The organism is Annamia dubia NIES-4383 (assembly GCF_055394725.1).
Map to the genome: position 1 here is coordinate 394,751 of NZ_AP025630.1, position 18,525 is coordinate 413,275.

At 29.7% G+C, this 18,525-nt stretch carries 18 protein-coding genes, 1 tRNA gene and 3 pseudogenes; 5 read left to right on the plus strand and 17 right to left on the minus strand.

Translation table 11 applies throughout. The features are described from left to right. Positions 1-32: 32 nt before the first annotated feature. The 7 genes from Anndu_RS01960 to Anndu_RS01990 form a co-directional block, all read right to left on the minus strand. A complete protein-coding gene (locus Anndu_RS01960; RefSeq protein WP_464102756.1) occupies positions 33-782 on the minus strand; it encodes a metal ABC transporter ATP-binding protein in 750 nt (249 codons plus the stop codon). Positions 783-809: 27 nt separating this feature from the next. Continuing rightward, positions 810-1,799, minus strand: coding sequence for a metal ABC transporter substrate-binding protein (locus tag Anndu_RS01965; RefSeq protein WP_464102757.1), 990 nt, complete (start codon positions 1,797-1,799; stop codon positions 810-812). Positions 1,800-1,896: 97 nt separating this feature from the next. Continuing rightward, positions 1,897-3,312 carry an ABC transporter substrate-binding protein gene (locus Anndu_RS01970; protein ID WP_464102758.1) on the minus strand — a complete coding sequence of 472 codons (1,416 nt, stop codon included), beginning with the start codon at positions 3,310-3,312 and terminating at the stop codon, positions 1,897-1,899. A 39-nt stretch (positions 3,313-3,351) separates the two neighbouring features. Further along, a complete protein-coding gene (locus tag Anndu_RS01975) occupies positions 3,352-3,936 on the minus strand; it encodes a rhomboid family intramembrane serine protease (RefSeq protein WP_464102759.1) in 585 nt (194 codons plus the stop codon). A gap of 176 nt (positions 3,937-4,112) precedes the next feature. Next, positions 4,113-4,355, minus strand: a complete 243-nt coding sequence (locus Anndu_RS01980; protein WP_464102760.1) for an HNH endonuclease — start codon at positions 4,353-4,355, stop codon at positions 4,113-4,115. A gap of 361 nt (positions 4,356-4,716) precedes the next feature. After that, positions 4,717-5,067 carry a KGK domain-containing protein gene (locus Anndu_RS01985; RefSeq protein ID WP_464102761.1) on the minus strand — a complete coding sequence of 117 codons (351 nt, stop codon included), beginning with the start codon at positions 5,065-5,067 and terminating at the stop codon, positions 4,717-4,719. A 111-nt stretch (positions 5,068-5,178) separates the two neighbouring features. Continuing rightward, entirely contained in the window at positions 5,179-7,644 is a 2,466-nt protein-coding gene (locus Anndu_RS01990; RefSeq protein ID WP_464104020.1) for a dynamin family protein, read from the minus strand. 660 nt (positions 7,645-8,304) lie between these two features. On the opposite strand from Anndu_RS01990, the pseudogene Anndu_RS01995 reads away from it, so the two are divergent. From Anndu_RS01995 to Anndu_RS02010, 4 genes and pseudogenes are all read left to right on the plus strand, one after another. Beyond that, positions 8,305-9,108 (plus strand): annotated as a pseudogene (locus tag Anndu_RS01995) (protein kinase domain-containing protein); the annotation flags it as partial. A gap of 372 nt (positions 9,109-9,480) precedes the next feature. Then, positions 9,481-10,377, plus strand: a pseudogene (gene infB, locus Anndu_RS02000) (translation initiation factor IF-2); the annotation flags it as partial. Positions 10,378-10,419: 42 nt separating this feature from the next. Further along, positions 10,420-10,815 (plus strand): annotated as a pseudogene (locus Anndu_RS02005) (GUN4 domain-containing protein); the annotation flags it as partial. Between the two features lie 22 nt (positions 10,816-10,837). Beyond that, positions 10,838-11,773, plus strand: coding sequence for a hypothetical protein (locus Anndu_RS02010; RefSeq protein WP_464102762.1), 936 nt, complete (start codon positions 10,838-10,840; stop codon positions 11,771-11,773). Between the two features lie 162 nt (positions 11,774-11,935). On the opposite strand, the gene Anndu_RS02015 is transcribed toward Anndu_RS02010, so the two are convergent. From Anndu_RS02015 to Anndu_RS02050, 8 genes are all read right to left on the minus strand, one after another. Continuing rightward, on the minus strand, positions 11,936-12,202 hold the full coding sequence (locus tag Anndu_RS02015) for a Txe/YoeB family addiction module toxin (protein ID WP_464102763.1): 267 nt from the start codon (positions 12,200-12,202) through the stop codon (positions 11,936-11,938). Next, a complete protein-coding gene (locus tag Anndu_RS02020) occupies positions 12,195-12,455 on the minus strand; it encodes a type II toxin-antitoxin system Phd/YefM family antitoxin (protein ID WP_464102764.1) in 261 nt (86 codons plus the stop codon). Before Anndu_RS02020 ends, Anndu_RS02015 begins: the two co-directional genes overlap by 8 nt. A 116-nt stretch (positions 12,456-12,571) precedes the next feature. Continuing rightward, complete coding sequence (locus Anndu_RS02025) at positions 12,572-12,979, minus strand: PIN domain-containing protein (RefSeq protein WP_464102765.1); 408 nt, start codon at positions 12,977-12,979, stop codon at positions 12,572-12,574. Beyond that, entirely contained in the window at positions 12,980-13,273 is a 294-nt protein-coding gene (locus Anndu_RS02030) for a hypothetical protein (RefSeq protein ID WP_464102766.1), read from the minus strand. A 71-nt stretch (positions 13,274-13,344) separates the two neighbouring features. Beyond that, positions 13,345-13,623 (minus strand): toxin-antitoxin system TumE family protein, encoded by a 279-nt coding sequence (locus tag Anndu_RS02035; protein ID WP_464102767.1) that lies wholly within the window; start codon positions 13,621-13,623, stop codon positions 13,345-13,347. 532 nt (positions 13,624-14,155) lie between these two features. Then, positions 14,156-14,227: transfer RNA gene (locus tag Anndu_RS02040), tRNA-Lys, on the minus strand. Positions 14,228-14,295: 68 nt separating this feature from the next. Beyond that, positions 14,296-15,171: an aldose epimerase family protein gene (locus Anndu_RS02045; protein ID WP_464104021.1), complete on the minus strand. Its 876-nt coding sequence runs from the start codon at positions 15,169-15,171 to the stop codon at positions 14,296-14,298. Between the two features lie 98 nt (positions 15,172-15,269). Beyond that, positions 15,270-16,226, minus strand: coding sequence for a lysylphosphatidylglycerol synthase domain-containing protein (locus Anndu_RS02050; RefSeq protein WP_464102768.1), 957 nt, complete (start codon positions 16,224-16,226; stop codon positions 15,270-15,272). Positions 16,227-16,323: 97 nt separating this feature from the next. Here Anndu_RS02050 and Anndu_RS02055 point away from each other — a divergent pair, with 97 nt between their 5' ends. Further along, positions 16,324-16,764, plus strand: a complete 441-nt coding sequence (locus Anndu_RS02055) for a DUF6918 family protein (protein ID WP_464102769.1) — start codon at positions 16,324-16,326, stop codon at positions 16,762-16,764. A gap of 5 nt (positions 16,765-16,769) precedes the next feature. On the opposite strand, the gene Anndu_RS02060 is transcribed toward Anndu_RS02055, so the two are convergent. Together Anndu_RS02060 and Anndu_RS02065 are read right to left on the minus strand one after the other, a co-directional pair. Next, positions 16,770-17,147: a hypothetical protein gene (locus Anndu_RS02060; protein ID WP_464102770.1), complete on the minus strand. Its 378-nt coding sequence runs from the start codon at positions 17,145-17,147 to the stop codon at positions 16,770-16,772. Positions 17,148-17,200: 53 nt separating this feature from the next. Next, on the minus strand, positions 17,201-18,331 hold the full coding sequence (locus tag Anndu_RS02065) for an acyltransferase family protein (RefSeq protein ID WP_464102771.1): 1,131 nt from the start codon (positions 18,329-18,331) through the stop codon (positions 17,201-17,203). Positions 18,332-18,525: the final 194 nt, after the last annotated feature.

The following is an 18,525-nucleotide window of genomic DNA, read 5'->3' on the forward strand; positions in this document are numbered from 1 at the left end:
TGGCAAATAAGATAATTGTTAAGTTGTTATTTTTAACATAAAAAATTAATTTTAGGTGTCATTCCGTCAAAAGTTCGAGTTAAATTTTCTTCGGTAAAAACATCTTTAATAGCACCATAAGCTAAGACGGTTTTATTAACTAAAATAACCTGATCACAAAAAGTATTAATAGATTCTAAATCATGGGTTGAAATTAAAATTGTTTTACCTAATTCTTTCAATTCAACTAATAAATCAATAATAATTCTTTCGGTTTTAATATCAACTCCATTAAAGGGTTCATCTAATAAAATAATCTCCGCTTTTTGTGCTAAAGCCCTCGCAATAAAAGTCCGTTTTTTTTGCCCTCCTGATAACTCGCCAATTTGACGTTTTTGATAGTCTAACATTTGTAATCTTTCCAAGCTTTCCCTAACAATTTCTTGATCTTTTTGACGGGGTATTCTCATAAAATTAAGATAGCCATAACGCCCCATCATCACCACATCCCAGACGTTAACGGGAAAATTCCAATCAACTTCTTCCGTTTGGGGTACATAGGCAATTAAATTTTGTTTTTGCACTTGTTTTACTGGCATTTGGTTAACGGAAACTTTACCCTGTTGTGGTTTTAAAAAACCCATAATTGTTTTAAATAAAGTTGATTTTCCACTGCCATTCATGCCCACTAAACCGCAAATTGAACCGGATTTTAAGTTAAGATTAACTCCATTTAAAGCCACTTTGCCGTTATAAGCAACTGTTACATTATTGAGATTAATACTATTTCTTTGATTATTCATTTTTTTAGTTATTTGTTTATTTATTTTTTATTCGGTAAGGCCTGTGACTAAAGTATCTACATTATATTTTAATAACTCTAAATAGGTGGAAACTTGACCATCTTTTTTTGATAAAGAATCAACATAAAAAACACCTCCAAATTTTGCTCCAGTTTCTTTAACTACCTGTTGTTGTGCTTCGTCACTAACCGTACTTTCACAAAAAACAGCAGGAATTTTGTTATTTTTAACTGTATCAATGACCTTTTGAACTTGTTTAGGGGTAGCCTGTTTTTCCGCATTAACAGCCCATAAATAAACCTCTTTTAAACCATAATCTTTAGCTAAATAAGAAAATGCACCTTCACAGGTTACAATATATCTTTTTTGGGGTGGAATCGTTGAAATTTTGCTTTTTAATTCCTGATCAATAGCTTTAATTTTTTGGCTATAAATTTGGGCATTTCGATTATAAATAGCTGTATTTTTAGGGTCTAAATTAACTAAAGCTTTTCTAATATTTTCCACATAAATTAAAGCTAATTTTGGAGACATCCAAGCATGGGGATTAGGTTTTCCCATATAATCAGCTTCAGCAATATTAATGGGTGTAATGCCTTCACTGAGGGTAATATGCGGCACATTTTCTACATTTTGATAGAATTTTTCTGCCCATTTTTCTAACCCAAAACCATTATCTAAAATTAAATCAGCTTTTTGCGCTCGAATTAAATCACTTGGGGTAGGTTCATAACTGTGAATTTCTGAGCCTATTTTAGTTAATGATTCTACCACAGCGGCTTCCCCTGCCACATTTTGAGCCAGATCAGCCAACACGCTAAAAGTTGTTAAAATTACTTTTTGATCTTGATTTTGAGATATTTGCTTATTATTATTTTGATTATTATTGTTGTGATCAGGAGAATAAACACAGCTAGTTAAACCAAAAATCAGAGTTAAAATAGTTATTACAACAATAAAAAAACTTTGATTTTGATTATTTTTTCTGATGATTTTTGATAGAGAGCCTCCTTTCATATTTGTACAATTTTTCTTTCATATTTTTTTCATATTTAATATATGACAGAAAAAAATAAGTTTGTCAAGGTGGGGGGTGATCACAAAGTTAAATTATTTATTTAATTGGCTCAAAATCATAACCAAAACCAGAGCGTTTTCCCTCTACAATTTTTACTAATTGCACTGCTTGATTTCGATCGCCCGATGGTAAAAAACGAATTTCACCACCAGCCCCGATCGCCGTAAAATTACTGTTAGCAAGGGCTTGTTGGATCGCTTCTCTGGTGGGATTATTACTTAAATTAATGGCTTGAATTAAGGCTTGTGTGGCATCGTAAGCCATGGCCGTGCGCCAACTTACATCCCCTTGCCATAATTGGCGCGATTTTAAGGTAAATTGATCTTGGGGATGGGCTAAAATATGCCAAGGGATCGCCACGATCATGCCGATAGCGCCTCTTTTGCCTATTTGTAAGATTTTGGGGGCGTAGGCATCATCCCCTGCTAAAAGTGCCAACTCTCCATCGTTGACTTGTATGACTTGCAAGGCTTGATCTAAAGTGGCGGTATTGGTGGCTAACATTAAAACTTGCGCACCTTTAGTTTTAGCGTCTTGAAAGGCGTTAGCGGCGTTAAAATTAGGATCTTGAAAATCAAATTCTGCCACCACTGTGCCACCATCTCCATATAGGGCGGTAGTAAATTCATCTTTGAGGGATAAACTATAATTACTTTGAGAATTATAAAAAACGGCGGTTTTTTGTTTGTTTAATTTTTGGAGTTGATAGCGAGATAAGGCACTTCCCGCAAAGCGATCGCTTGGGACTGTTCTAAAGATATAATTACCAAAACCGGATAATTTAACTGAGGTGCTAATGGGTGAAATGGCTACTAATTTTTTTTGTTGATAAATTTCACCTGTGGCTAAAGTCACATCACTCGCCCAATGCCCCACCACTCCCAACACGCTAGAGTCATCTACAAGGGCTTGGGCGACTTGTTTCGCCACTTGGGGATCATTGTCATCATTGGCAATTAAAACTTTTAATTTAATACCTTTGATGCCGTTATTAAAATTAATTTGATTTTGGGCTTGGGCAACTCCCCTTAATATTTCCTGTGCGCCGTCTACATCGGTGGTAGTGGGTACAGCTACGGCAATGCTATAGGATGAACTATTACCAATTTTAGCATTATTGAGATAAATTAAAGCTTCAGGATCGTTAGGATTTTTTTTGAGAGAAGCTTCTAAATTGGCGATCGCTTCTGCATAATTTTGATTAATTAAAGCGGTTATTCCTGCTTGTTTTTCTGGGTTATTTTGAGAAGAAATAAGCAGTTTTTGACCACTACTTAGACGCTCTTTTAAGGGAATATGAGCATTTTTATTATTACTTTGAGTTTGGGAAGTTTGATTACCAAGTATTCCTAAAGGCAAGAAATTTTTAATTACAAAAAAACCACCGCCAAGAATAATTAAAGTAATAATTAGGGTAATTATTAAAACTAAAGGATTATCTTTTTTTGACATAATTATAATAAGAGTTTGTAATTTATTATTTTTAATTAACTATAAAGGTTGTGATCTTTTACCGATCATTCTAGCACTGAAAATTCCCCCTAGAAAACCAAATAAATGGCCTTCCCAAGAAATTCCGGCACTAGAAGGAAAAACCCCAAAAATTAATTTTCCATAAAGAAGGGCGACTAAAACTGATAGAAAAATAGAGGTAAAATTGCGTTGAAAATAACCCCTTAATAACATAAAACCAAGATAACCAAAGATTAAAATACTTGCTCCAATGTGGGTAGTATTAGCTTGGCCAAATAACCAAATTCCCAAACCACCAACAAAAGTGGTGATAATTGTTACAATAAAAAAGTCACTGGTTTCTTGAAGCATTGTTAACCAACCTAATATTAAAAAAGGAAAAGTATTAGCGATTAAATGTTGCCAACCTCCATGTAAAAAAGGAGCAAAAATAATACCAATTAACCCTTCTAAAGTGCGAGGATTAACCCCAAATTGATCTAATCTTTGCCGAAATATTAATTGATCAATTATTTCTATTCCCCAAAATAAAAAGATACAACTGCCCAAAATAATCATTTGGGTTTTTAATTCTTGTGTAATATTTTTTAATGGCTCTTTCATAATAAATCTATTTTATCCCTATTTTTAGATAGGATCTATAATTAAATATTTTTGCCATTAGTCACCGATCATTTGTTATTAATTTAACTATATACTCTTTCTTTAATTTATGGGAAAAATTAAGATTGTTTAATAAGATACTTGTCTATTCAAGTCTGAAAGTAAACTTGCCCTATTTAACTATAATAGCGTTTAAAACGTGGATCAAGATGATGCAATTTTTGACGATTACATTGTAAACATAATGTTTGTAAATTACTAAGATCATTGCTTCCTCCTTTGGCTAAAGGGATGATATGATCGATCGTTAATTGTGTTTCTTTGTTAGTTTTAAAACAGCTTTGACATTGATAATTATTTCGTTTAAATACATATTCTCTTACGGAGTCAGGGATCGGTATTCTTGGAGTTTTTGACATAGTTTTGATTAAATTAATCATATTTTTCTTTCAAAAGTGGGGGATTTTTAAAATCACTTACTTTTTTTATTTTATACTCTAAAAATACCATCAAATTTAAAATTAAAATCATAAAACAAACCCTTAAGCAAATTAAACTTAATCAAATATCTCAAGTATTACAACATTAAAATTATTTCAAAATTCATTAATTTCTTAAGTATTTAGTCAACTTTAGTTGACTTTTACTATTAGCCGTGAAATTAATTTCACGGCGGGAATAATACTTTTAGGGATCACTGTTAATAATTGACTTGCAATGAAATGAATTTCATTGCTAATAACAAAAATCGGTTAAAACCGATTAAGAAATATATTTTAATTATTGACGAAATTCATCTAAAGGTGATTCATATTCATTTATTTCTGGTTCATATTCACAAAATTCTAAGTTAACTTTTAATCTAAATTTTCCTTTGATCCAACCTTTTTTTTCTGTTGTCATTATTTCAGCATCTATTCCTTTTGTAAATAATGAATTATCACTAAATTGCTGCTTATCTTGAATTATTTTTACTTGACGATTTCTCATTTCTGCTACAATTTGATTAGCAAGACTTTGATTTAAAGATAAATTTAATACTTTATTAAATTTACTAAATTTATAAGTATGTTCGCCAAAACAAATTACATCATCATCATTTGCTTTAATTGGTTTAAATTCATTTGTCATAATAGTATAAACTCCTTTTTATGATTAAATAATTAACATAATACCATAACCAACCATAAATATCAAGATTAAAAAGTAGATTATTTTTTAAATAACCTACTTTTAAAAAGCCTATTCTACTAATTCTAAATCTTGATTTTCTTCTCCCTCAATTTCCGCATTTATTATCTGACTATTACTAATAGTATAGAACAGATCAGATTGGGCAATAATCGGTAATTGTGACTCATATAACTGATAGAATTGTAAACAGCTATTAATCTCATTTACCCCTTGATTATATTGCTCAATTTTTTGCTGAATATGGGTTAAAGATTCTTGATTTCGTGCAATTTTTTCTTGAGCTTCCTTCTCTAAAGTTTTCTCTAAAAATGCCCTTGCCGAATTATACTCTTGTAAAATTCCATTAGCTTGTTGTTGTGCCATTGGTAATAGTTGAGTTTTGAAAGTTTGATTAATAGTTTGACGAAAATTGCGTCTTACTGTTGCCAAAAGTTTAGGCTCAAAATCTAACTTCAAAAGTTGACGTATAGCAGGTTCAGCCTCTACCATACTTTCACAATCATAACCGGAAGATGTTTGTAATAAAGTCTGCCGAAATTGATAGATCGAAAAGGTATCTTCATTATAAAAACTAGGGCTTTCTCGCACATAGCGATCACATTCGGTACGTGCTTCACTGGTTAAGGCTTGAATGAGCTTAGTTTCTATTAATTGAATTTGTTTTTCAATACCACCATCATTGCCTAATAAACGATAAATTTTGCGGTAAAAATCCTCTTTTTTGAGGCGATCTAAGAGCCGTTGACAGAAATTTTTAACTAAGTTTTGACAGTCTTCTACTAAAATATCTTCTAACTCGTTAGAAAGATAATATAAAGCCTCAACTAAAATGGCAATTAATGGGGCAGTTGCGTTGCGTGGATGATTCATTGTTGCCCGACTATAAGCATTAGCAACTGAGAAGTTTTGTAACAGATAATCTAAACGATTAACTAACCTTGTTTTGAGATTTTTAAAGTCATCTTCAAAGGGTAAATCTTCATTGACAACAATTAAATTAATCTGCTCAGAAATATAATTACGAAAATCATTTCCCACCTCTTGTAACTCCTGATTTAAACGAGTTAATTCTTGAGATTTCATGGCTTCAATTTCACGGGGTTGACTGTCTAATTCTTGCCATTTCGTGATATAATATTTCCGTAAAGTTATACAAAGAGGTTGTAAATCATCGGCTAAAGTTGCAAATAATTGAGGGCGTTTTTCCTCCGTTAAATAGCGGGTAATTCCTTCTCGAAATTCCTCGATTCCACTATCAGCAATTAATTGATTTATTAAAGGTGTACCCCATTCGCTTAAAATGCGCACATAATTCTCATTGGGCGTTTCATAACTATTAACAGAAACTTTAAAATTAGTACGGGTTAATTTGCCAGAATTAGCGCAATAATTGTTAAATTCGCTCACAAACTGAGGGGTTTCTTCCCCACCGCCTAAACTCTTAACACTCTGTTCAAAAATGCTATTTAAACCATAGCGATCGCCGCCGTGAGTTTTCTTAATTTGACTACCATAAAAACCCAATAAACCACTGGTTTTATAAATATGAGGATTATCCCTAAACTGAGTTTGGATCAACTGATCTAAGCGTTGGCGTAGTTGGGCATTATACCAAGTCTGATCAATGCGATTAAATACATAAAAAACTCGATCTCGAATACTAGGATTAAGGCGCATTTTTTCTAAAAGCTCAGTTTCTTCCGTTGTCATATCACCCTCAGAAGCAGGTTTTAAGACACAGATCACAGCGGAGGTGTCAGGATGCTCAATTTTTTCGTAGGTTAACAGAGCATCTTTTTTCACGGGGGCATCTATCCCAGGGAGATCTACTAAGACATTACCATCCTCTAATAAAGGGTGATAACAGTAGTATTCTAGGCGTTTTAAGACTGAGCTACTACTGCCCCTACGCGCATAAGTGGCCGCTTCTGCAAGGTTAGAAAAATTAAACTGCTCCATAGAATAGGTATTATTGTGAATTGTATGAATGCGATCCCGATTTTCAATATAACCTTTTAAGAGTAATTTAAGAGCATTGGCCTGTTTAGCACGGTCTGATTTACTTTCTCCGCCTTCCTTTTGAATAATGGTATCACAACCTTCTAATAAAAGATTGATAACCTCAGTTTGATTAATATTAGAAGGAGTATTAAAGCCTAATTTTTGAGATAAAGTTAAGGCTTGTTCTCTGATTTCAACTTCACTTAAAAAAGTTAAAACAACTCTTTCCTGATCCGGCTCAGAATAACGGATATAACATTCCGTGCCTGTGGCGTGGCCTTCCGCACTATAAAGGAGTTCACGCTCTAAAATAGCATTGATTAACATAGATTTACCAGCGCTAAAAGCTCCGGCAAATACTAATTCAAATTCAGGGGAAATCGCTTTATTTAAGGAAGCCTCAATATTGCTGGTTTCCTGTTGCGATCGCAGAGTAGGCTCAGATTTGAGTAAATCGAGTAAAAGATTAACAGATTCCGATAAATTCTGACAATGGGGATTATTTTCCATAATAAAAAACAAATTGTAGAGTAAATGTTCTTACTATGATTATACTATACTTTAGTTACTTAGTGGTAAACAAGGCTATCAAAATCAACCCTTTGCTTTATATTATTATCAATTAAATTAAATTTATCGTCCTCAATTAGAACAAATATTTGATAATCGTTATTTTATAGTTTCTTCTGAGTTAAATTTACTCAATAGTATTCTCTTTAAAAATTAAACTTTAACATAATCTTTAACGATAATTGAAGCTTATTTTTGATTATATTAATAATAAATTTTGTTACCTTGATCTGTTTTTTCTAGTTGTAAGTAGATGTGTGTAATTAATTACTCAATGGTGGCACAGGCTTCTAGCCTGTGACGGGCAGGATGCCCATTCCACATTATGTAATTAATTTTGCTTAGGTACTTAATATTTGAGCATTTAAAAGGATTAATAAAAAAAAACATTTTGTTAATTTATTTTTTGATTGTTTGATAATTTGAATTAATTTTATCTTAAAATAATAGGAAACAACAATTAAAAAAAGTTTATTTTATTTCTTGTGGAGCGATAATCATAGGATTAATATTATTTACGATAAAATGGTGGCTAAATTAGTTGATTTATCACCTTATTTGCTAAAATAATGGTTAAACACTAACTTGATCTTAGTAGAAAAAATGAGTCAATGTTTAAATCCTAATTGTCAACAACAAAACTCCCTCAATGAGAAGTTTTGTATTAAATGTGGTGAAAAATTGTTATTATGTGATCGCTACCGTGCGATTGAATATATTAGTCGAGGGGCTTTTGGGCGTACTTTTAAAGCCATTGATCAACAGCGTTTAAATACTTTTTGTGTGATCAAACAATTTGCCCCACAAAATAATGATCCCAAAAATATTAAAAGGGCTGAAGAATTATTTGAACAGGAGGCTCATCGTCTTTTAGAATTGGGAAAACATCCTCAAATTCCTGATTTATTAGCATATCCAAAACAAAATGATAAATTATATTTAGTTCAGGAATTTATTGATGGTCAAGATTTATTAAAGCAAGTAAATTATAAAGGAAAATTAACAGAATTAGAGGTTTATTTTTTTCTGATCAATTTATTGCCTGTACTTGATTTTATTCATCAAAAAAATACGATTCATCGTGATATTAAACCGGAAAATATTATTCATAGTAAAAATGGCAATTTAGTATTAATAGATTTTGGCGTAGCGAAAATTATTAAAAGTACAATGGCGATGGGAACAATTGCGGGTACAGTGGGTTATTCTGCACCGGAACAAATGTTTACAGGAAGGGCTTTTCCTTCTAGTGATTTATATAGTTTAGCAGTATCAGCAATCCATTTATTAACGGGATGTTTACCCACCGAAGATCAGATTTATAATGTGATGAAAAATCAATGGCAATGGCGAGAATATTGTCAACAAAATAAAATTATTATTAATAATAATTTAGCTGATATTTTAGATCGAATGTTAAAAACTTCAATTGAGGAGCGTTTTCAATCTGCTAAAGAAGTTTTAAAAGAATTAAATAATTTATCAGATTTAAAGAAACAATTAGAACTTAAGGAAATTGCGGAAGCTTTTATTAAATGTGGGGATAATTTAGACTTTTTAAAAGCTACAAAAAATAAATATGATCAAGAATTAGCAAAATTAGGTTGGAATTATTTAAAAGAGAATTATCCCCAAGATTTTCAAAGAATTATGAATTTAGTTGAGCAAGAAAAAAGAAGTTCAAGTTTTGCTAGTTTGACAAAAACTCAAACACAAAATAATCAATTTGAAGATGAAGAATTAAAACTTTTTCAATGGATATCACCGTCAAAAATTAAAGCAATGTTAGATACAGCAATGTTAGATGTGAAGGATCTAGATAATCTTCATCGTCGTCCTCCTGTTGTTGCCATTATAGGTCATTTGAATCATGGAAAAACAACTCTTTTAGATTCTATTCGTAAAACAAAAGTAGCACAAGCTGAAGTTGGAGGTATTACTAAACATATTGGTGCTTATCATGTAGATTTAGAACATAATGGGAAGATAGAAAAAATTGTTTTCTTAGATACTCCTGGACATGATGCTTTCAGCGATATGAGAGCAAGAGCTATAAGTGTAGCGGATATTGCTATTGTAGTGGTAGCGGCAGATGATGGAATCCAACCCCAAACCAGAGAAGCGATTAGTGATGCTAAAGCGGCTGAAGTACCTTTATTAGTGGCTATTAATAAGCTAGATAAAGCAGATTCTGAACCTGATCGCATTAAACAGGAATTAATAGAATTAGGTTTAGTGGCTGAAGAATGGGGTGGTGATACCATTATGGTGCCTGTCAGTGCCTTAAAAGGGGAAAATCTTGATACTTTATTAGAAATGATCCTTTTAGTGGCGGAAGTGGAAGAATTTGGAGCTAACCCCGAGCGTCCAGCAAAAGGGACAGTGATTGAAGCATATTTAGATACTTCTCGTGGTTCAGTTGCTACTCTTTTAGTTCAAAATGGTACATTAAAACTGGGCGATACTATTGTCGCCGGTTCTGTGTATGGTAAAGTTTCTGCTATGATTGATAATATTGGGAATCAACTAAAAGAAGCTACCCCCTCTTTTGTAGTGGAAATCTTAGGTTTAAATAATGTACCAAAAGCAGGAGATATATTTAATGTATTTGCGAATGAAAAAGAAGCAACAGCATTTATAAAATTGCTTTCAATTAGTAATACAAGGTTGCAAAGATTAGAAAATTTATTAATACAAGGAGCATGGAAAGATGCAGATCAAGAAACAACAAATATGATATTAAACGTATTAAACGAAGATTTCCATTTACATTTAATTGATAAATTATGGTTAAAATATTCCGGGGGAAATTTTGGCTTTTCTGTACAAAAAAGCATTTGGTTTAAAATTTGGATTCAACAGCAGATAAGACTAATACAACAAGTTCCATTAGAAAAAATGTTAGGCACAACTTATGATGCTTATGATCCAGCTATTTTCTATAAATTCGCTGAGCGAGTAGGTTGGCAAAAAGATAGAAAATGGCGTAATTATTCTGACTTAAACTTTAATAAAAATGCACCATTAGGTCATCTTCCAACATTAAAAGAAAAAGGATTTATTTCCGTAAATTTAATAGGAAAGAGATTAGTTTATCTTTTCTCAAAACTATAAAAAAATAAAATTGGTGTTTATTATGAATAATAATGAAAAAATTAAAGATTATGCTGAACGTCTAAGAAAATTCTATTATTCAAGAGTTTTATTATGTGAATATTATCAGCAATTTGATAATAAAAATTTTAGTCAATATGTAAAAGAAAATTGCCATTCATTAGAGTTATTAGAAATGACTCCTTTTGATTATGATCCTTTTACTAATCTTTTTAATGAGTCTTATATTTTGGCATTTTGTCTAATAGATAGCTTGTCATATTTAGAGCAAAAATTAACCAATCAACCAGAAGGAAAAAATGGAGAAAGGTTTGTCTCATTTGTTATTAACATATTTGATGGAGAGGAAAAATATTCATATTTACAAAATGTAAGTATTCCATTTTTCTATCAAGCAATTCCTGAACAATTTAACAATTTACAAAAAACAATAAGTAAGGATAAAAAAGATATTAATAAAGAAATTCAACAACATTTACCAACTATAAAAAGTAAATTTATAGAAGAAATAGAAAAAAAATATTTGCAATATCGTAATGTTTCAGACTTAAAATCAAAACATCAAAGTCATTCAGCTAAAAGTGATCCAAACTTGGAAGAAATATTAAATATATTTTCTAACATTTGGTATCAAGAAACCAAGCAACCTTTTGAAAAGAATAAAAATTTATTTGATACAATAAAAAATTATATTAAACATTTTAGATATTGTAACCTTATCTATAAAAAATATAGATCATCTCTTGTTCATAATTATCAATTGGATAAAGATACAGAATCCTTTAATAAAAACACTGATTCTATTGTTATTCGATGGCGAGAAGATAATAGTATAAAGATGGATATAGGATTTAATTTGTTAACTGATACCATCAAAAGAGGAGCAGATAAAATTTATAATTTAATTTTAGAAAAAGATTTGAGAGATTTAGAGCAGATATTAAATATTAATTTTTAATTATTTGGAGGAGACATAACTATTGTTAAGTTTCTTTTACCAATAAATTTTAAGAGTTGCCCACCTTGTTAAATATTGAAAGTTAAATTTAGATATTAAGGAAAATCCCCGACTTTTTAAAACAAGCGATCACTTTTGAAATAGATCAAAAAAAATTACAAATTACTCATAATGAGTCCACATCCTAATTATTTTGATCACTTTTTCTTTCTCTAAAACTTGATAAACTAACCGATGTTGAATATTAATTCTTCGAGAATAATAACCCGCTAAATCTCCAGTTAATTTTTCATAAGGAGGATAAGACTCATAAGGATTATTTTTAATCAGATCAAGTAACTTTATTAGCTGTTTTCCTAATCCTGCCGAAGCAATTTTTCTACTATCTTTTTCGGCTTGTTTAGTAAAAATTAATTGCCAGTTAGCCATTTAAAATATTCCTAATTGTTTCTTCATCAACACAGTCTTCTATGGGAGTATTTCCTCCTTCTTGAATAGATTGAGTCATCCCCGGAATAGACTTTAAATATAAAGTTTCTTGTAGAGCATTCCAATCACTTTCAGAAATCAAAACGGCACTTTCTACTTCACCTTTTAATAAAATAGGTTGATGAGTTTGATTAGTTTGATGAACTAACTTTTCAATTTGTTCCTTAACTTGATTAATATTAATAATATTCATAGTTAATATTTAATGATATTTTTCCTAATTCTACCACAATTTTAATCTCTTTACGAAATTATCAACTAACATCATAAAAAATCCCCGACTTTTGAAACTATATTTTTGAATTGATTTTATTCAGAAATTAACCAGTTTTCTAATTTTAAATCTTTAACTCTAGTAAGATCACTATCATGAGAAACTAAAATTAAATCATGAACGATCGCTGTGGCGGCGATTAAAATATCAGCATCTTGAATAATTTTACCTTTACTTTTTAAATCTGCATGAATTTCTGATGCTTTTTCAAAAATTCTGAGATCATCTAAATACAAAATCGGATAATCTTGACAAAATAGTTGAAATAATGTCAATTTTCGGGTAGCATTTGTTCTTAAAAGACCTCTTTTTATCTCATAATAAGTCATGGCACTAATACCAATAATTTTACCTTGACGGCGTATTTCTGAGATTTTTAATTCTACTTTAAGATTCTGTTTTAGTGATGCTGAAACGATATTTGTATCTAATAAGTAACCCATTTAATTTCCTCTTTTAACTGAATCATCAAAAAGTGCCATTTCTTCAGGAGTAAAATCATTTAACATTCCTGAAACTAAATGTAATGATAAAATACTTTTTATTCTTTTAGTTAATTCTTCTTCAGAAATACTATTAACATCTGGCACTGCTATAGGGGTAAAAGTTTCATTAATTACTGTGATCATTTCCTCTACATTTAGGTTTTCTTGATAAATCGGATTATTATTAATTAAAGTTTCAACAATTTTCGTTAATTTCTGACAATTAGATTGATAATTAATTACTTGAGTCATAGTTTAAATATCCTCCAACATAATTTTAATTGATGATTGACCGAAAAATTTAAAGTAAATTTATATTGCTATTATAGCATTTTAGAACTATTATTTATTTCCTGTTCAATTAAAGTAATAATTTGTAAAATATTTCTTGATTCACTAGGCTTAACATTAAACTCATCGCCGTCATGAAGATGATGAGGAAAATTTGCTAAGTCAGGAAAATGCTCAACATTATCCCATCTTTTCTTTAATTTAGTTTGAGATGAATCCATCCATTGATAACTATAAGTTATTGTCACACATTGTTCATTTTCTACTTTAAAAAATTCAGCTACTTCTAAAAAATCACCATTTTTTAACATTATACCATTTACATTTAGTAGTTACATCGTTAAACCCCTGAAATCTTTGTGAATAAACTATTCTATTAAGCCTCAGTCTGAAGTTACTTTATGTAAATGGTATTAATCTTGCTCGAAAAAAACCTTGATCAGAGATTGCTCTTTCTTTAATAATTTTGATATTCTCAATAATTTGATTACTATTTAATTTGGTTTTAATTTCTGTGAGATAATTTTGAGAAATCATATTAAATTTGAACCTGAAAAATATTTAATTTTTCTTGTAATGAACACCACATCTGATAAAATGCACTCCATTCAACAAAATCCATACTATCACCTAATTTACCCGCTTTAAATTGTTGATAAAATTGTTCAGATGATAATTGATATTGTTGTTCAAAGTTTTCTAAATCAATTTCTATTTCCTTAATTTGCCGTTCAATTGAAGCAAAACCACTTTATAAAAGTGATTTGATATAGTATAATCAAACTCACACAGCCAAAATAATTCAGTAACGCCTAATTAAACTATAAATTGAAATTTTAAAAATGGGTCGCCTGGGATTCGAACCCAAGACCATTCGGTTAAAAGCCGAGTGCTCTACCGCTGAGCTAGCGACCCGTGAGAGGTTTTGTTTCCTTCACACAATTTATAAATATAGCGCACCTTTTTAAAAAAAGCAAGTATTTTTACAAATTTTTTTTAGCAATCATCTCAACTTCTGCTGTGAGGCTAGTTTTCGGCTCAAGTTCGATCAATGATTCCCCTGTATTTAAGGCGTTACGAGGTGCGCTCCAAGGCTCAAGACAGATATAATTTTGCCCTTTTAACGTCCAAAAAACAAGATGGGCGTAAATTTTTGAATAATTAATTGAAATTGTCAAATTTTGATGAGAATTGGTAAAACTGGCTTGATCGCTGACAAGATAGGTAAAACCTGCGTCAATTTCATCTTTTTCAAAATCAAATGAATTATTAAAAGGGAAAATCTCTTTAGTTTGTTGATCTTGATATTGATGGGAAGGAATATCAAAGATTAAATCAGTTTTATTATTAACTTGAAAATAGGGATGTAGCCCGATCGAAAATGGCATTTTTTTGTGAGAATTATTAACAAAATTTTGGATAATTTTTAAAGAATTACCCTTAAGAATATAGGTAAATTCTAAAGTAAATTCAAAAGGATAAACTTTAAATGTTTCTTCATTACTGCTTAAGGTTAAAGTTAAACTAGCTTGATTATTAGTATCTGTTTTTGTTACTAACCAAGGTAAATCTCTGGCAAAACCATGTTGCTTTAAAGTAAATTTTTGACCATCAAGCTGATAGGAATTATCCGGTAAATTGCCACAAATAGGAAATAAAATAGGAATACCTCCCCTAATACTAAGGTTGGGATCATTAAATCTTTCTTGATTAAGATATAAAATCGAATTTTGATTAACTCCCCATTGGGTAATAATTCCGCCCCTTTCTGGTACAATTTCTAACCATGATTGAGCTTGATTATCTTCTAAAATATAGGTTTGATATTGTCTATTTTCTATTTTTAGATTAAACATAATTAATTTTAAATGGCATTGATTGATTAAAATTTTTTAATTAATTTTAATTATAGCATTAAGTTTAAAATTTTCAAGTAAAATAGGGAAATTCTCAATTATTAATAATTTTTTTGTTTGAAATTTAATAATTTTGGAATATAAACTAAACCTGCTCCGGTGGCTTCTGCTAAGATAGTAGTGATGCGGTAAATTGCCACACTAATAATAATAATTTCTCCTGATAAAAATTGATCTAATAAAGTAATAATTGTCGCTTCAAAAATGCCCAATCCTCCTGGAGCGCCTGGAACAATTAAACCTAATAACCAAGCAAAACAAAAAGCACTCATTAAAATGGGAATTTGGGATATTTTAAGAGTAGTTAAAGCCAAAATAATTAATAGAAAGCCCATACTTCTTAAAATTACAAAGATTAATTCTCCCATTAAAGGCCAAATAGGATAATATTTTAAATAGGTTTTTTCTGCTTCTATTTCTTGTTTTTGATTAGTGAATTTAAGCTTACTTATAAAATGAATAATTGGGTTAATAATTTTAGGATGAAATGAGATTAAAGTAAGGATTAAAATGATTAATTCTAACCAGAATAAACTATTATTTTTAGAGATAGATATTAGGCCGATACTGTGACTTATTAAAGTAATTAATAAAGCTGAAGCGGCCATTAATAACGGTTCTAATAAAACACTAATACTAGCAATCCCTAAAGAGCAACCTTGTTGGTAAATAATATTAATTCTACCGTAAAAATGCCAAATATTTCCGGGTAAATATTTAGCCATATTAGTAATTAAATAAATTTTGACTATTTCAAAAAAATTAATTACTTGATTAAAGGTTTTTCTTAACATCAAAAACCAAATTATTCCAGCAAAAATATGGGATATAAGTATTACTAAAAATGCAAAACTAATTAATAAATAATCATTGTAATTAAATTGTATTAATTTAATTGCACTCCAATTATTCTCAACGGTTTTAATTAAATAAAATAAAATTAAGCCGAGAATAAACCAACGTAAATAGGGTTTAAGTTTTGAGATTAGTATTTTCATCTTTGATTTTTTCCATAATGAATCATAAGAAATAATTATAAATGATCGAGAGCATTATATTTATAATAGAAAAGAACATTTTTAAATTAAAATAATTATGATGACATTAAGTGAACAAATTAACCCTCAAGAAATACAATCTAAAATTGCAATTGATTGTACTAAATTAATGGAGGATCAAGTTAATAAAAAAACGGGTATTAAGGGGTTAGCTTTTAAGGCTGTTTTTAATGCTTTAAAAGGGGTTAGCCCTAATTATATTTCAGAAGCAATTTCCCGTTTATTACCACAGGTTTCTATGGCATTAGATCCTATTTGGAATGAAGGTTTAGCCACAGGAAATCCTTTTAATTATTTACAACAAAATAAGTCAAATACGGCTGATGTTATCTTAAGTATTACTGATGCTAAAATCGAAAAATCTCAAAACAAAATTGTCAAAATTTCTTATCAAAAAGTGCGTCCATCTGTTAAAGGAGAGGTTGAAGAATCAATCCCTGCATTAACAGAAATTTTAGCAAATTATGTAAAATTTTAACTTTTTTATTTCTTTTTTCTGGAAAATAAGCCAAAAATTTTTTTCTGTTTAAGTTGCTTTTGATATTGTTGTTTTTGATTCATTTCTAATTTTCTTGTTTGTTGTACTTCAACGATACCAGGGGCATTTTTTCTCGATTTTTTTGGCTTAGTTTTCTGTTTTTCTGTTTCTGTTTCTTCAGATATTTCTTCTGTGTTACTTTCTTCAGAAAGTAAGTACCAAGAAGAAATTAAAATTAAACAAGTGGTTACTAAACTGGCAAATAAAAGACTTAATAATAAAGAATATTTTAATAATAAAAAACAAATTAAGAAAAATAAACCAGTAACAAGTCCTATGGTTATGGCCTGATCTTTTTGATTTTTTTCTTTAACTTTTGACATATTAAGTTTTATATTTTCTCTATATAAAAAAATCCCTACTTTTATAGTTTATCTTAAATTTTGATAAACCATTTTTTATAATACAATAAATAGGCTATTCCTACCCAAAAGCTAACAGTAATTAAGCCAAATAATAAACTACCATTAGGGGCATTTGTCCAACTTAAAAATAAATTATTATTGAGCCATTGATAAAGACTAATTTTTCCTTCAATAGTTTGAAAATTAATTTTTACTAATAATTTTATCAATAAAATTGAACTAACAAAAATAAAGATGGCATTTAAGCCTAAAATTTCAAAAGGTTTTGACCATTTTTTGATTTGATTAACTTCAATTAATTCATAACAAATTGCTAATAAAATTAAGGCTATTCCAACAGTAAATAAAACATAAGAACTTGTCCATAATTTTTTATTAATAGGTAAGATTAAATCCCAAAATTTCCCGATCATTAAACTACTCAATCCAAACATTATTAATTGAGTGGTTATTTTTGTTTCTGGCTTTTGTTTTTGAAGCCAATTTCCGGTAACATAACCAATTAAAACTGTAGTGATCGCTGGTAAAGTGCTAAATAATCCTTCTGGATCACCCATGCCATTATAATTATCACCTTGATAAAGATAATTACTAGAAATAATTAACCGATCAATATAATCAGAAAAATTATTAATTTTTGTTAAACTTCCCGCCCCAATTTCAGGAATAGGGATATACATAAGACAAAGCCAATAGGCGATTAAGATGATTCCTATTAATAGATATAAAACTTTTTTAGGTAAGTGTAAAATTGCTAAACTTGCCCCAAAATATGTTAAACTAATTCGTTGTAAAATCCCTAAAATTCTGATTTTGTTTAGGTCATAATTCCAAAATCCATTTAATAATAAACCTAAAATAAATAAAATTAAACTACGATAAATTATTTTGAAATAAACTGTTTTATTAATATTATATGTTTCTTGATATTTACTTAAAGAAAAAGCCATTGCTACCCCCATAATAAACAAAAAGAAAGGAAAAATTAAATCAGCAAATTTACAGCCATTCCAGTCAGCGTGTAAGAAAAAAGGATAGGCTTTTTCTTCTAAACTGATTTGATTTACTAAGATCATGGCGGCGATCGTTATTCCTCTAAATACATCTAAAGATGTTAAACGATTGTTTAATTTTAAGGTCATAAAATAATTGCTTTTCTATCAGTATTAAAATGTAATCTTCCCCTAACAACTCTCCCACAACAGTGTATTTTTAAAGTCAAAATTTATGATCTCTGTGATCTTTTGATAATCAATTTTTTGGTTTATTTTTGATGTTAATAAATCAAAAATCATGAAAAAATAAGATCAATTTTACAATTGTTCAGTCGGTTTTA

Excerpts from the sequence above, each read along its gene's own strand:
- Anndu_RS01975 (WP_464102759.1), bottom strand. The coding sequence starts at position 3,936 with ATGAAAGAGCCATTAAAAAATATTACACAAGAATTAAAAACCCAAATG.
- Anndu_RS01960 (WP_464102756.1), bottom strand. The coding sequence starts at position 782 with ATGAATAATCAAAGAAATAGTATTAATCTCAATAATGTAACAGTTGCT.
- Anndu_RS02050 (WP_464102768.1), bottom strand. The coding sequence starts at position 16,226 with ATGAAAATACTAATCTCAAAACTTAAACCCTATTTACGTTGGTTTATT.
- Anndu_RS01965 (WP_464102757.1), bottom strand. The coding sequence starts at position 1,799 with ATGAAAGGAGGCTCTCTATCAAAAATCATCAGAAAAAATAATCAAAAT.
- Anndu_RS02020 (WP_464102764.1), bottom strand. The coding sequence starts at position 12,455 with ATGAATATTATTAATATTAATCAAGTTAAGGAACAAATTGAAAAGTTA.
- Anndu_RS02055 (WP_464102769.1), top strand. The coding sequence starts at position 16,324 with ATGATGACATTAAGTGAACAAATTAACCCTCAAGAAATACAATCTAAA.
- Anndu_RS02010 (WP_464102762.1), top strand. The coding sequence starts at position 10,838 with ATGAATAATAATGAAAAAATTAAAGATTATGCTGAACGTCTAAGAAAA.
- Anndu_RS02035 (WP_464102767.1), bottom strand. The coding sequence starts at position 13,623 with ATGTTAAAAAATGGTGATTTTTTAGAAGTAGCTGAATTTTTTAAAGTA.
- Anndu_RS02065 (WP_464102771.1), bottom strand. The coding sequence starts at position 18,331 with ATGACCTTAAAATTAAACAATCGTTTAACATCTTTAGATGTATTTAGA.
- Anndu_RS01970 (WP_464102758.1), bottom strand. The coding sequence starts at position 3,312 with ATGTCAAAAAAAGATAATCCTTTAGTTTTAATAATTACCCTAATTATT.
- Anndu_RS01985 (WP_464102761.1), bottom strand. The coding sequence starts at position 5,067 with ATGACAAATGAATTTAAACCAATTAAAGCAAATGATGATGATGTAATT.
- Anndu_RS02015 (WP_464102763.1), bottom strand. The coding sequence starts at position 12,202 with ATGGCTAACTGGCAATTAATTTTTACTAAACAAGCCGAAAAAGATAGT.
- Anndu_RS02030 (WP_464102766.1), bottom strand. The coding sequence starts at position 13,273 with ATGACTCAAGTAATTAATTATCAATCTAATTGTCAGAAATTAACGAAA.
- Anndu_RS02025 (WP_464102765.1), bottom strand. The coding sequence starts at position 12,979 with ATGGGTTACTTATTAGATACAAATATCGTTTCAGCATCACTAAAACAG.
- Anndu_RS02060 (WP_464102770.1), bottom strand. The coding sequence starts at position 17,147 with ATGTCAAAAGTTAAAGAAAAAAATCAAAAAGATCAGGCCATAACCATA.
- Anndu_RS01980 (WP_464102760.1), bottom strand. The coding sequence starts at position 4,355 with ATGTCAAAAACTCCAAGAATACCGATCCCTGACTCCGTAAGAGAATAT.